This is a genomic window from Alloalcanivorax balearicus MACL04, assembly GCF_025532145.1.
GTDB classification, from domain to species: Bacteria; Pseudomonadota; Gammaproteobacteria; order Pseudomonadales; family Alcanivoracaceae; genus Alloalcanivorax; species Alloalcanivorax balearicus.
This window is the reverse complement of record NZ_ARXS01000032.1, coordinates 1-14,024: the sequence shown is the minus strand read 5'-3', so window position 1 is coordinate 14,024 and position 14,024 is coordinate 1. Positions and strand designations below refer to the sequence as shown.

Below are 14,024 nucleotides of genomic sequence, written 5' to 3'. Positions count from 1 at the left end.
TTTCAATGAAAGGAAACAGACCGGCACAGTGTGTTCGTTCAGGTAGTGGTCGATAAACCGGCATTCGTGGTTAACTCTGTTCACGATTTCTGAACAGTAGTTGTGGCCCTATGGATCGTCTGCGCGCCATGGAAATCTTTGTCCGGGTGGTGGATGCCGGTAATTTCACCCGGGCCGCGGAAACCCTGTCACTGCCCAAGGCCACGGTGAGCACCGCGGTGCGGCAACTGGAAGATCATCTTGGTGTGCGGCTGCTGCACCGCACCACCCGGCGGGTGTCCCTGACTCTGGACGGCGGCGCCTATTACGAACGCTGCCTTCATCTGCTGGAGGAACTGGCGGACACCGAGGCCCTGTTTACGGACGGCCACCGGCCCTCCGGACGGCTACGAGTCAACCTGCCGGGCCGACCGGCACGGCTGGTGATCCTGCCCCGGCTGATGGCGTTTTGTGAACGTTATCCGGATATTCATCTGGAGTTGGGCATCAACGACCGGCTGGTGGATCTGATCCAGGAAGGCGTGGATTGCGCGCTGCGCGTTGGTGAGTTACCGGACTCCAGTCTGGTGGCCCGGCGTCTGGGTTACTTCACCGAGATCAGTTGTGCCTCGCCCGATTATTTGGCCCGGCATGGCACACCAGTAACGCCAAAGGACCTATCCCACCACCAGGTTATCAACTATCACTCCGGCCGCACCGGCCGGCCATTGCCCTGGGAATACACCGAGCACGGACAGGTTCACGAATGCCTGCCCGACGGCCGCCTTACCGTGGACAATTCCGAGGCTTACATCAGTGCCGCCCTGGCCGGCTTCGGTCTGGTGCAAGTGCCGCTGTACTCCGTTCGCCCCCATCTCGACGACGGCGAATTGGTGGAAGTGCTGGCGGACTACCGGCCGGCGCCGAGCCCGGTGTCGGTGGTGTACGCACACCACCGACACCGCTCGTCCAAGGTCCGCGCCTTCGTCGATTGGCTGGAGCAAACGCTGCGCCACCTTCCCGGCCTGGAGCGTCATCCGCCGTAGCGGCCCGCGGCGGCGCGATCCGCTAACCGTGCAACAGGTTCGCCTGACGCAGGCGGTCACGGATCCGATCCAGCGCCTCGGGGTTGGCCAGGGCATCGCGGTTATCGCTACGGGCAGCACCGTTGAGCAGCCCGGCCACCGCCAGCTCCACCTTCTTGCCACTGCGGGTATAGGGGATATCCGGCACGGCGATAACATGCCTGGGAACGTGGCGGGGGCTCGCGCCTTCGCGGATTCTCGTCCGCAGACGTTGAATCAGTTCTTCGCTCAGGTCGCCGCCGTCATTCGCCACCACCAGCAACACCACTTCCACATCGCCGTCGATCTGGCGGCCCACCACCAGGCTGTCCTTGACCGACACCTCGGTTTCCACTTGACGATAGATTTCCGCGGTGCCAATGCGTACGCCGCCGGGATTCAAAGTGGCATCGGAGCGGCCATGGATCACCGCGCCGCCGTGTTCGGTGAAGTGAATGAAATCGCCGTGGGCCCAGACTCCGGGGAAGGTTTCGAAATAGGCGGCACGGTAACGCTCACCCCGAGGGTCGCCCCAGAACGCCACCGGCATGGACGGCAGCGGCTGGCGGCATACCAACTCACCCCGGCCTTCGCTGACTGGCTCGCCGTGCTCCCCATACGTCACCGCGTCCACGCCCAGGAAGCGGCATTGAATCTCGCCCCGGCGCACCGGCAAAAGCGGCGTGGCGCCGACAAAACAGCCGCAAATATCGGTGCCGCCGGCAATGGAGCCCAGCAGCACGTTCGGAGCACCATCGGCATAAACCCAGTCGTAATCCTCCGGCAGCAACGGCGATCCGGTGGAGAACAACACCCGCAGAGCGGACAGTTCCAGGGTCCTCGCCGGTGTCAGGCCGGCCTTGCGGCATCCCGCCAGGAAGCGCGCGCTGGTGCCGAAGTGAGTCACCTTCTCGTCCGCCACCAGGCGCCACAACATGTCCAGCTCCGGGTAACCGGGCGAACCGTCCACGGTGATCACGGCGGCGCCGGTGAGCAAAGCCGAAGCCTGCCAGTTCCACATCATCCAACCGCAGGTGGTGAAGTAGAGAAAACGGTCCGTCGGCCCGACATCGCCATGCAGCATCAACTCCTTGGCGTGATTGACCAGTAACCCGGCGGCGCCGTGGACGATGCACTTGGGCTTACCGGTGGTACCGGAGGAATAGAGAATGTACACCGGATGATCCGGCGGCAACGGCGTGAAAGAGGGCGCCTGGCCCTCGCCTTCCGCCAGCGCTTCCGGCCAGGGCGTGACCAGATCGCCGGTCACCGCTGGCTGATCCGGCAGCTGCTGGACACTCACCACGCAACGCAGGCTCGGCAATCCCTCGATCAGCCCGGCGAAGTCTTCCTGGCGGGCGAACACCTTGCCACCGTAGCCGTAACCGTTCACCACGATCAAAGCGGCGGGTTCGATCTGGCCAAAGCGATCCAGAATGGCGCCTGTGCCAAAGTCCGGGGATGCGGAACTCCAGATGGCGCCCAGGCTAGTGGCCGCCAACATGCCCACCAACGCCTCGTAACCGTTGGTCACCACTGCGGCGACGCGGTCCCCCCGAACGATGCCCCGGGCACGAAGAAAAGCTTCCAAAGCCCCCACGTCCGCCTTCAGTTGCGTATAACTTTTGCGCAGCACCGGCCGGGTTTCACAATAGGCCACCACCGCTTCCCGGTCGGCGTGTTCCCCCTCCGCCAGACGCAACAGGTTGGCGGCGAAGTTCATTCGCATGCCGGGAAACCATTCGGCGCCGGGCATGCCGCGTCCGCCCAGCACCCGCTCGGCGGGAACCTCGTGGATCAGTCCGCAATAGTCCCACAGCTGTTGCCAGAACAGCTCCATCTCCTCGATCGACCACTGGTGCAAAGCGTGATAATCGGCGAAGGGGCCGAATCCCCGCGTCTCCAGCCAGGTCTTGAAACGTCCCATCTGGCAATTGGCCAGGGTGTCCGCCGAAGGGGACCAGAGCACGGGGGAAGCTGCCATGTTGCTCATTCATTTCTCCTCTTAAAAAACGTCATGCCGGACTCGATCCGGCATCTCCTTCCACGGAGCCACGCGCCCTACGGAGAGAGATCCCGGGTCAAGCCCGGGATGACGTACGGGCCACCCCCGGGATGACGGGGTATGTTTCAGAGGCACCCTAAGGCCCTCCGTAGATTTCATTGGGCAACCAGGTGGCCAGAGGCTCGAACCAGAACACCAGGGCCAGCCCCAACAACTGCAGGGCAATAAACGGCAACACGCCCAGATAGATGTGCCGTGTGGTGATCTCCGGCGGACACACGCCCTTGATATAAAACAGCGCGAATCCCACCGGCGGTGTCAAAAACGAGGTCTGCAAACACAGCGCGAACAGAATCGCGAACCACACCGGTTCCACGCCGAGGGAGAACACCACCGGCGCCACCAGCGGCAGAATGATCAAGGTGATCTCCACCCAGTCCAGAAAAAAACCGAGCAGGAAGGTGACCAGCAGAATGGTCAGCAGAATGCCGGTGGTACCGAACGGCAAACCGGTGATCGCCGCGCGAATCACGTCATCGCCGCCCAATCCGCGCAGCACTGCCGCGAACACCGTGGCGCCGATGAAAATACCGAAAATAAACGCCGTGGTACGGCTGGTTTGATAAAGCGCGTCCTTGAGCACCGTCATATTCAGACGCCGGCTAAGCAGCGCCATCAACAAGGCCCCCGCCGCGCCCACGCCGGACGCCTCCGTGGTGGTGGCGATGCCGAAAAAGATGGAACCCAATACGGCGATGATCAGCGCCAGCGGCGGTACCACCGACAAGAACAGATCCCATACCGCCCGTCCGTCCAGACGGTCATGATGCTTCGGTGCCGGAGCCAGATCTTTTTTCAACCAGGAGGCGATAACGATGTAGAGAATGTACATCGCTCCCAGCATCATGCCGGGGATCAGGGCTCCCATGAACAGTTTGCCAACGGAGGCCTCGGAGGTGCCCAACCGATCCGCCATCAACACCAGCATGATGCTCGGCGGCACCAGAATGCCCAGGGTTCCCACCGAACAGGCGGTGCCCACCGCCAGCGGTTTGTTGTACTGGGCCTGCATCATCGGCCCCAGCGATAACATGCCCAGTAACACCACGGAGGCGCCAACGATGCCGGTGGACGCCGCCAGCAGAATACCGACCACCACCACGGTGATCGCGTAGCCGCCACGCAGCGGCCCGAGCACCCGCACCAGACTGTGCATCAATTTCTCGGCGATCCCGGAGCGGTCCAGCATGATGCCCATGAAGATGAAAAGCGGCAGCGCCACCATCAATTCATTGGCCACGATGCCGTAAATGCGGGCATCCAGAACACCGATGGTACCGGCCCAGGTGAACCAGAGATCGGCGTCGAAATACTGAATCAATACACTGCCAATAACGGCGAATAAGAGCCCCACGCCCGCCAGCGCCCAGGCCACGGGAAAGCCCAACAACAGCAGCCCCATGAAACTGGCGAACATGGCGATAACCAGAGTTTCTTCCAGACCCATAATAGTGATGCCTCTTGATCAGGGGTGGGGATGAGCGCCGTCGCGCTCATCCGTGCCGGGCTGGATTTCACGAGGAAAACGGAACAGGAAAGTGGCGCAGCGCAGTCCCCGGGAGAACAACGCCACGGCCACCAGCATCAGCCCCAGTGGCAACACACTTTTGAAAATGAACCGGTGCGGCAGCCCGCTGGGAGCCTGGGAGCGTTCGCTGAAGGTGTAGGCCTTGTAGGCGTAGGGCACCAAGGCATCGATCATCAGATAAAGGATCGGCAAGGCCAGCAATACGATGGCCACCAGTTCGATCCACGCCTGAGCTTTCAGAGAAAATTTTTCCCGCAGTACATCCACTCTGACGTGGTCGTCCCGGACCACGGCGTAGCCCAGGGTCAACATCATGGCGGCGCCGAAAAAGTGCCAGGACAGCTCTTCCAGAGCGATGGAGCCTTCGTTCATCACGAAACGGCTGAACACATTGCTCAACACCACCGCCAGAACCGCCAGCCAGAGCCAGGAGCACCAGCGCCCGACTCCGGCCACCAGCCGGTCCAGCCACCAGGACAGCCGGTTGTACGGCAAGGCATCGGCCGCCGCATCAAGGGAAACAGGCTTGTTAGTCACGGTCACCTCTGCATCGGAAAGCAAATGACATCAGCAGGCACCGGACGGTGCCTGCCCCGGGGGTTATCCGGTTCGGGTCAGTCGTACTGTCGGATCAGTCGTACTGATAGAAATCCCGCGGCAGATACCCTTTGCTGTGCCAGATGGCGTGATGCTTCATGAACTCACGCTGACTGGTGAGCACACGCTTGAACATGGCGTCCTTGGCGGCCATGTCATCGAGCACCTTGTTGGTGACCTTCTCCAATTCACGCAACACCGGTTCCGGCAGGGTCTGGGCGGTGACGCCTTCCTTCTGGTATTCCCGCAGGGCGGTGGGCTGTGCCCATTCGCTCTGGGCAAATCCCTTGAGAACAGCGGACTCGCAGCCCATTTCGATCAAGGCGCGGCTTTCCGGCTTGAGCTTGTTCCAGGCTTCCTTGTTCACCAGCAGATGAGAAGTGGTGAGGGTCTGGTGCCAGCCCGGCATCACGTAGTTCTTGATGATCTGATCCAGGCCCAGCATCTTGTCGATGGCGGGCTGGGAGAACTCGGTGGCGTCGATGGTCTTGCGCTCCAGGGACTGATACAGCTCGCCGCCGGGGATCATGGTGACGGAGGCGCCCAGTTCTTCCAGCACCTTGCCGCCGATACCGGCGAAACGGATCCGCAGCCCCTCGATGTCCTTGAGTTCACTGATCGGCTTGGCGAACCAGCCCGCGCCCTCGGGGCCGATGATGCTGCACAGCATCGGGTGGATGTTGCGCTCGTCGTAGATCTCCTCCAACAGCGCCTTGCCATCACCTTCGTAGTACCAGGCCAGATAGGCGGGCGGCTCCATGTTGAACGGGGCGCCCGAGTACAGTGGCAGAGCCGGAATGGTGCCCTGATCGTAGCCGACCCAGGTGTAGCCCGCCGGGTACTTGCCCTCACTGACGGCGTCCATGATTTCAAACGGCGGCACCAGTTCGCCGGGCTCGTAGTAACGCAGTTGAATATCGCCGCCGGAAATCGCTTTCAGGTTGTCCGAGAGATGTTTGATCGGGGTGGTCAGGCCGACCAGGTGGGAAGGGAACGCCAGCGGTACCTGCCAGCGTATTTTCTCTTCCGCCACGGCCTGACCGCTGATCAGACTGGCGGACATCACCGTGGCGGAAAAAAGAGCGGCGAAAGTGGCACCGCGCCCGAGATTCGAGAGCTGTTGCTTGAGCGACATGAAGAGAATCCTTCTTTGTTGTTGTGCGATTGTCGGGGTGGTTGTTCCCACCTTCTGCGCACACCAACTAGCAGGCACCGTGCCAGACCAGAAAACCCTTTAAAAACAAAGAGGTATGAGTTTTCCGGTGATTCCTTTTCATAAAAGTGTCCGGAATTCAGAACAGATTTAGACAAAGGTCTAACGAATTTGTCCTAAAAAATGGACACCTGTCTTGGAATCAGGACAGCTTATTCAGCTTTTCATACAGGGCGGAACGGGAGATCCCCAGTATCCGCGCCGCACGGGAGCGGTTACCCCGACTGGCCACCAGCGCGGCTTCGATGGCCTGGAGTTCCGCCTCCGCCAGCACCTGGGCCAGCGGACGGGTCGGTTGCGCCGCCCCCACCGGTTGCAGGCGTCCGCTTTTGCGCGGCAACACCTTGAAGATGGCGTCGGCGTCCAGCAGGCCGGTTTCCTCCCCCATGGTCAGGCCCCGTTCGAGCACATTACGCAACTCGCGGACATTACCGGGCCAGTCATAACTGCTGAGGGCCGACACGGCGGCATCGGTGATCTCGGCACGCAGCTCCAGACCGGCCCCGATATCCTCCAGAATCGCTTCACACAGCACGCCCAGATCCGGCAGGCGTTCCCGCAGGGGCGGGATGGTGATCTCCAGCACATTGAGCCGGTAATAGAGATCCGAACGAAAGCGGCCCTCTTCCATCATGGTTTCCAGATTACGGCTGGTGGCGGCGATTACCCGCACGTCCACCTGGGCCACCTTGTTGGAGCCCAGCGGTTCGATCTCCCCTTCCTGTAACGCCCGCAACAGCTTGGCTTGCAGAGCCAGCGGCATGTCGCCCACTTCATCCAGAAACAGGGTGCCGCCATTGGCCAATTGGAATTTGCCGTCCCGGGTACGCCGGTCTGCGCCGGTGTAGGCGCCCGGCGCCACGCCGAAGAATTCCGCCTCCAGCAGATTTTCCGGTATCGCCGCCACATTGACGCCGACGAAGGGACGGTCCGCCCGCCGCGACAGAGCGTGGATGGCCTGGGCCAGCACTTCCTTTCCGGTACCGGTTTCCCCCAGCAACAGCACCGGCATATCCCGCCCCGCCGCCAGCCGGGCCCGACGCTTGACCTCGAGGGCCGCCGGGCTGGCGCCGACGAAATCCCCCAGGCTGTAACGCGTACCGCGATTTTTCCTCGCCAGCGCCTTGCGGGCCGCCACCAGATCCTGGTGCAAACGGCGGTACTTGCTGACCAGCGGCGTCAACGGCTGCAGGTCGTCGTACAGCACGAACGCCACCGCGCCCATGACCTTGCCGCTGTCGTCAAAGTAAGGCAGTCGCGTCACCACCAGTTGCTGGGATTCGTATTCCATGATGTCCAGCAGCAGGGGGCGGCCGGTTTCCACCACCTCCGGCATGCGCGTCATGGGAATCACCCGGCGTACCGGTTCACCGATCACCGCCGTCGGATCCTCGATCCCCAGCAGCGAGGCGTAGCTGGCGTTGATCCAGGTAATCCGCGCCTGCCGGTCCACCGCGATGCCCCCCGCGCTGGCTTGCTCGAACATGGGAAACAGAGCTTCGATCAGGTCTCGGGTCAGCCCGCTCTTATCGTTTTTGCTGAACAGCTGTGTCATGCAAGTACCGCCGGAGACAGGGTCTCATGGATAGGCCCACGCCATCGCGGGGCCGCGGGAGGTGGGATTGCGGAAAGTATAGGGGGGCGGCGTGAACAGGGTAAACGCCGGCACAATCGGACGCCGCCGGATGAAAGGTCCGGTTTGGTGCAATTTCGTCTGAATCGACGAATATCCCCAATCCTCACTGAGGAACACTCAAGGATGGATTTGCTGGGGCTGTCGCCCAAGCCACATCGAAAATCGCTCCCGGCGATTTTTTATATCGAAACAAAGGATTCTACATGAGCAGTCCCGACCCGCGCTGTCTTCCCGTCCTTGTGGGCGTGGGTGAAGTGCTTGATCGCCCCCGACATCTGGAGCGGGGACTCGAGCCAATGGCATTGATGGAACACGCTTTGCGCCAGGCCGAACAGGACAGTGGCGCGCCCCTGCTGGATCAGCTTGATTCAGTGGATATCGTCTACCAGTTGTCCTGGCCCTACCCCGATACCGAGGAGCAGCTCTGCCAACGGCTGGGACACCGCCCACAACGGGTGGTACTCGGTCCCATGGGCGGGGAATCGCCGTTGCACTACCTCCATCAGGCCGCCCTGGCCATCGCACGGGGTGAATGCCGGGTAGCGGCGGTGGTCGGCGCCGAATCCCGGCACACCACGGAACGGGCGGCGAAACAGAATCTGGATCTGCCCTGGCCCCCGCGCGATCCGGCGCCGAAGGTGCGGCGCGGCAAGGACATTCTGCATCCGCTGTCGCTCAAACACGGCATTCTGATGCCGCCAACGGTGTATCCGTTCTACGAAAACGCCCTGCCTCACCGCTATGGCCAGACGCCCCGCGCGGCCATGGAGGAATCCGGCCGACTGTGGGCGCGAATGGCCCGCATCGCGGCGGACAATCCCTATACCTGGTCCGAGCGCACGCCGAGCGCCGAGGAGATCATCACCCCGACAGCGGAAAACCGGGCGGTGGCCTGGCCCTACACCAAGTGGCAGGTGGCCAATCCGATGGTCAATCAGGGCGCCGCCCTGTTGCTGACCAGCGCCGCCGTGGCCAGGGAAATGGGGATTCCCGAGGAGCGCTGGATCCACCTTTGGGGCGGAGCGGCGGCGGTGGAGCCGGAGGATTATCTGCAACGGGATCAGTTCCACCGCTCCCACGCCCAGGACACCGTGCTGGAAACCGCGCTGCAGTGGGCCGGCGGCGACGTCGGCGGCTTCCGCCATCTGGAGTTGTACAGCTGCTTTCCCTGCGTGCCCAAAATGGCCCGCCGCACTCTCGGCCTGGACGAGCATTTCGAGCCCAGCGTGACTGGCGGCTTGAGCTTCTTCGGCGCGCCGATGAACAACTACATGACCCACGCCGCCGCCGCCATGGTGCGCCGCCTGCGCGACAGCGCCCCGGGCGAGGGGCTGCTCTATGGCCAGGGTGAATACGTCACCAAACACCATGCCGTGGTGCTTTCCAACCGGCCGCCACCGGCACCACTGGCCGAGGACTACAGCGTGCAGGCGCAAGCCGATGCCCGCCGCGGACCGGTGCCGCCGCTGCGGGAACACTATCAGGGACCGGCCACGCTGGAGACGTTCACCGCGCTGTTCAATCGTGCCGGCGAGGTGGACTACGCCGTGGTGCTGGCACTGACGCCGACCGGCGAGCGCTTGATGGCACGTGTTCCCGGCTCCGACCGCACCAGCCTGAACGCCCTGCTCGACCCCGAGAACAGCCCCATCGGCCTGGCCGGCGAGGCCATGCCGGGAGAAGACGACCTTCTGCACTTCCGCGTGACCACACAGCGGACGGCCAACACCAAAGAAGCCGTGTAGCAGCCAACCCCAAATACCTGGATGAGAAACGCGCACATGACGGATAACACCAATAACGCCGTAACCCTGGAACGCCTGGGCGATCATATTGCCCTGGTCACTCTCAATCGGCCGCAAGCCCGCAACGCCGTCAACGGCGACGTGGCCCAGGGACTGGAAGCCGCGGTCAAAACCACCGAAGCGGACAACGACATCCGCGCCGTGATTCTGCAAGGCAGCGGCGACAAGGTGTTCTGCGCCGGCGCCGATCTCAAGGAAATCTCCGCCGGCAACGCCCATCGGCTGGTTACCAAGGAAGGCGGTTTCGCCGGTTTTGTTCATTCACCGCGCCGCAAGGTATGGATCGCCGCGCTCAATGGGCTGGCCCTGGCCGGCGGTCTGGAAATCGCTTTGACCTGCGACCTGCGTGTGGCGTCCCCCAAGGTGGCGTTCGGTTTGCCGGAGGTGAAACGCGGGCTGGTGGCGCTGGCCGGCGGCCTCTATCGCCTGCCCCGCAATCTGCCCCGTGCCATTGCCCTGGAACTGATCGCCACCGGCAACACCCTGGACGCTCGGCGCGCCTACGACTTCGGCCTGGTAAACCGGCTGGTGGAAGCGGACCAGGTTCTGGACACCGCCCGGGAACTGGCCGAAACCATCGCCGCCAATGCGCCGATCGCGGTGCAGGAAAGTCTGGTCATCGCCCGCCTTACCCATGACCTGGACGAGGCCGCGCTGATCGCCGCTGGCGACAAAGCCCGTGAGTACCTGGTGACCACCGAGGACTACCAGGAAGGTCCGCGCGCTTTCATCGAGAAACGGGAACCGGTCTGGACCGGCCGCTGATCGCTCATCCCGCGGGAGATTCATCATGTCCCAGAGCATGCTCGAGGGCGTACGCATCATCGACATGACGACGATGATCTTCGGCCCTTATTGCACACAGATGCTCGCCGATCTCGGCGCCGACGTGATCAAGGTGGAGGCGCCCGCCGGAGATCTCATGCGCATCGCCGGCGATCCGGCGAAAACACCGGGCATGGGGCCGGCGTTCGTGACCACCAATCGCGGCAAACGGTCGGTGGTGCTGGATCTGAAACAGGAGCAGGGCCGGCGTGCACTGGCGGCCCTGCTGGGCGACGCCGATGTCTTCATTCACAACGTGCGCGCCGATGCCATCGCCCGCCTTGGCTTCGACTATGCCAGCATCAAAGCGCTGCGCCCGGACATTATTTATGCCCACTGTGTCGGCTTCGGCTCCGGCGGCCCCTATGCCGGCTTGCAGGCTTACGATGACGTGATCCAGGCTGCCAGCGGCATGACCGATCTGGTCGGCCGCTATGACGGCGATGGCGGCCAGCCCCGCTATGTGCCTTCGGTAATCGCCGACAAGGTGGGGGCCTTGTACGCCAGCCAGGCGGTACTGGCGGCGGTGGTGCACCGGCTGCGCAGCGGCGAAGGCCAACAGGTGGAGATCCCCATGTTCGAGACCTTCACCCAGTTTCTGTTCCAGGAACATTTATTCGGCCAGACGTTTCAGCCGCCCACCAGCGAGGAAGCCGGCTATTTCCGGCAACTGGACCCGCACCGCAATCCTTTCCCCACCGCTGACGGCCACATCAGTATCGTCCCCCACAACGATCACTGCTGGCTGACCCTGCTCGATCTGCTCGGCTGTCCGGAACTCACCGAACGGCCGGAGTTCAGCAGCCAGCCCGAGCGCCGCGCCAACATCTCCCTGCTCTACAAGGAAATGGCGCAACGCACGCCACAAAAAACCACCGCTGAATGGATGACACTGTGCCGGACGGCATCGATTCCGGCCATGCCGGTGTGTCCCTTTGATCGCGTTCTGGAAGACCAGCACTTGTGGGCCACCGGCCTGTTCCAGCGCCGCCACCACCCCAGCGAAGGGGATTACGTGGAAATGCCGCTGCCCACCCGTTTCAGTGCGCGGGCACCACAGCCGGCCCGGCCGGCACCGCAACTGGGCCAGCACACCGATGAAGTGCTGGCCGAATACAACATCACGGAGTCTCGTCGATGATCACGCTTTACCACTGTCACAACGCCCGCTCGTTCCGCTGCCTGTGGGCCCTGGAAGCCCTTGAATTGCCCTACCAGCTGAACATGATGCCGTTCCCGCCGCGCATCGAATGCCCGGATTATTTGCAGGAAAATCCGCTCGGCACCATTCCCCTGCTGGTGGACGGCGACACGCGCATGACCGAATCCTCGGGCATCGTTCATTATCTGGTGAGCCGCTACGGACCCGATTCGTCACTGGCACTGCCGGCGGACCATCCCGAATACGGCGCCTGGATCAACTGGCTGTACTTTGGTGAGGCCACGCTGACCTTCCCGCAGACACTGGTACTGCGTTACACCCAACTGGAAGCGGAAGAACGGCGGCTGCCGCGAGTGGCGGAGGATTATACGCGCTGGTTCCTGTCGCGCCTGAAAGGCGTGGAGCGGGCCTTGAGCGACCGCGAATGGCTGTGCGCCGGCCGCTTCACCGCCGCCGACATTTCCGTGGCCTATGCCCTGTTACTGGCCCAACGACTCGACCTGTCCCAATACTTCCCGCCACGGGTCAGTGCCTATTGGCAGCGGGCACAGCAGGAGCCGGCCTACCTGCGGGCACAGCGTTCCCAGGACCAGCATCAGCCGTCCTCAACCGCCGTTGATCCGCTGGTGTAGTTCGCGCCCGGCCGCCAGCACCTGCTCGGCGGTCATGCCATGCAATCGTTGCGGCTCCACATCCATAATCAGCTTCACCGACTGGTCGAATTCGATACGCTGGTCTTCCGGCAGTGACGAACGCACCTGGCCCAGGGACTGTTGCAGGGATTCCTCGGTGCCGATGTCCAACACCGGCGCGTTATGGCCGGAAGAGCCGGCCTGATTATCCGTGGCGGCGTCATTGGTGGTGATGGCTTGGTCGGAGGCCGCATCCGCGGACGGGTTATCGGACGGGCCACAGCCCGTTACCATCGCCACCATGATCAGAGCAGCGGGCAGTTTCCAGATCGACATCTTGTTCCTTGGCGTTTTCCTGAGTGATTCTGCACGGTTGTCGAACCGGTTCAGAATAGCGCCGGCGGGGAGGTTTGTCTGTCGTATTCGCGCTAGTATTAGGCGGTTTTCAGGTAACAGGCGGATACCGGCCCGCGCCATCATAGGAGTTTCATCCTATCCCCATTGACGGAGTCACCATGTCTCAGGATTCACCCTCGTCCAACGAGGCGCTGCTCACCGCTTTGCATCGTCAGCTCGAACGCATCGCCCACGCGTTGGAGACCGCCACCGGCACCGCTGCAGTGTCCTTTCCCGAAGACGCGCCGGCCTATCGCTGGGAACGGCGTCAGGGACCGTTCGGTGGCGGCCGCCTGGTGCCGATCGAGAATCCCGCGCTGATCCGCTTCGATGATCTGCGCAACGTGGACCGCCAACGGCAGGCGATTGAACGCAACACCCGGCAGTTCGTCGCCGGCCGGCCCGCCAACAATGTCCTGCTCACCGGCGCCCGGGGTACCGGCAAGTCGTCACTGGTGAAGGCCTGCCTGCAGGCGTTCCACGATGAAGGCCTCCGCCTGATCGAAATCGACAAGGAAGATCTCGCCGATCTGCGCCAGGTGGTGGCCCTGATCCGTCAGCGCCCGGAACGCTTCATTCTGTTTTGCGATGATCTTTCCTTCGAGGAAGGTGAAGGCGGTTACAAGGCACTGAAGACCGCCCTGGACGGTTCGCTGACCGGTGCCGCCGCCAACATGCTGATTTACGCCACGTCCAACCGGCGTCATTTGCTGCCGGAGAAGATGAGCGAGAATCTGGAGGCCCGCCCCGGCGAGAACGGTGAGATTCATCCCGGCGACACCACCGAGGAAAAAGTGTCGCTGTCCGAGCGGTTCGGGCTATGGCTGAGTTTCTACCCCTTTACCCAGGACGACTATCTGCGCGCCGTGGACCAATGGCTGCGCTATTTTGGATTCAGTGACGGGGAAGCGGCCGCTTTACGCGACGAAGCAGTGCTGTGGTCCCGCACCCGCGGCGCCCGTTCCGGACGTATCGCCTGGCAGTTCGCCCGCGATCAGGCCGGCCGGCGGAGCTGATTCGGCGCGCGAAATCGCGGCTCACGAGCCACTGGTGGCCGACCAATTTTATCGGCTCTCCACGTGCCCCGGAAACCGCTGTGGGAGATTCTATGGTGCCCCGCAA

General features: G+C 62.7%; 12 protein-coding genes. 6 read left to right on the top strand and 6 right to left on the bottom strand.

The window, feature by feature from the left end:
- Window positions 1-110 precede the first annotated feature (110 nt).
- Window positions 111-1,025 carry a LysR family transcriptional regulator gene (locus tag MA04_RS19145; RefSeq protein ID WP_262462236.1) on the top strand — a complete coding sequence of 305 codons (915 nt, stop codon included), beginning with the start codon at window positions 111-113 and terminating at the stop codon, window positions 1,023-1,025.
- Window positions 1,026-1,047: 22 nt separating this feature from the next.
- Here MA04_RS19145 and MA04_RS19140 read toward each other — a convergent pair whose 3' ends face one another.
- From MA04_RS19140 to MA04_RS19120, 5 genes are all read right to left on the bottom strand, one after another.
- Window positions 1,048-3,036, bottom strand: a complete 1,989-nt coding sequence (locus MA04_RS19140) for an acetoacetate--CoA ligase (RefSeq protein WP_262462235.1) — start codon at window positions 3,034-3,036, stop codon at window positions 1,048-1,050.
- A gap of 148 nt (window positions 3,037-3,184) precedes the next feature.
- Entirely contained in the window at window positions 3,185-4,555 is a 1,371-nt protein-coding gene (locus MA04_RS19135) for a TRAP transporter large permease (protein ID WP_063142337.1), read from the bottom strand.
- An 18-nt stretch (window positions 4,556-4,573) separates the two neighbouring features.
- Window positions 4,574-5,173 carry a TRAP transporter small permease subunit gene (locus tag MA04_RS19130; protein WP_163123236.1) on the bottom strand — a complete coding sequence of 200 codons (600 nt, stop codon included), beginning with the start codon at window positions 5,171-5,173 and terminating at the stop codon, window positions 4,574-4,576.
- Between the two features lie 94 nt (window positions 5,174-5,267).
- The gene (locus tag MA04_RS19125; protein WP_262462232.1) at window positions 5,268-6,368 is read right to left on the bottom strand and encodes a TRAP transporter substrate-binding protein; all 1,101 of its coding nucleotides are present in this window, start codon (window positions 6,366-6,368) and stop codon (window positions 5,268-5,270) included.
- 220 nt (window positions 6,369-6,588) lie between these two features.
- Complete coding sequence (locus tag MA04_RS19120; protein WP_262462231.1) at window positions 6,589-8,001, bottom strand: sigma-54 interaction domain-containing protein; 1,413 nt, start codon at window positions 7,999-8,001, stop codon at window positions 6,589-6,591.
- A 284-nt stretch (window positions 8,002-8,285) separates the two neighbouring features.
- Here MA04_RS19120 and MA04_RS19115 point away from each other — a divergent pair, with 284 nt between their 5' ends.
- From MA04_RS19115 to MA04_RS19100, 4 genes are read left to right on the top strand one after another with little or no spacing between them, the layout of a single operon-like run.
- Complete coding sequence (locus MA04_RS19115; protein ID WP_262462229.1) at window positions 8,286-9,827, top strand: acetyl-CoA acetyltransferase; 1,542 nt, start codon at window positions 8,286-8,288, stop codon at window positions 9,825-9,827.
- Window positions 9,828-9,863: 36 nt separating this feature from the next.
- On the top strand, window positions 9,864-10,652 hold the full coding sequence (locus MA04_RS19110; RefSeq protein WP_163123227.1) for an enoyl-CoA hydratase-related protein: 789 nt from the start codon (window positions 9,864-9,866) through the stop codon (window positions 10,650-10,652).
- A 25-nt stretch (window positions 10,653-10,677) separates the two neighbouring features.
- Window positions 10,678-11,853 carry a CaiB/BaiF CoA transferase family protein gene (locus tag MA04_RS19105; RefSeq protein ID WP_163123224.1) on the top strand — a complete coding sequence of 392 codons (1,176 nt, stop codon included), beginning with the start codon at window positions 10,678-10,680 and terminating at the stop codon, window positions 11,851-11,853.
- Window positions 11,850-12,506 carry a glutathione S-transferase family protein gene (locus tag MA04_RS19100; RefSeq protein WP_163123221.1) on the top strand — a complete coding sequence of 219 codons (657 nt, stop codon included), beginning with the start codon at window positions 11,850-11,852 and terminating at the stop codon, window positions 12,504-12,506. The genes MA04_RS19105 and MA04_RS19100 overlap by 4 nt, the downstream gene beginning before the upstream one ends.
- Here the strand turns inward: MA04_RS19100 and MA04_RS19095 are convergent.
- Entirely contained in the window at window positions 12,480-12,842 is a 363-nt protein-coding gene (locus MA04_RS19095) for a DUF6694 family lipoprotein (protein WP_262462225.1), read from the bottom strand. The genes MA04_RS19100 and MA04_RS19095 overlap by 27 nt on opposite strands.
- Window positions 12,843-13,021: 179 nt before the next feature.
- Between MA04_RS19095 and MA04_RS19090 the strand changes: the two genes are divergently transcribed.
- Complete coding sequence (locus MA04_RS19090; protein ID WP_262462224.1) at window positions 13,022-13,918, top strand: ATP-binding protein; 897 nt, start codon at window positions 13,022-13,024, stop codon at window positions 13,916-13,918.
- Window positions 13,919-14,024: the final 106 nt, after the last annotated feature.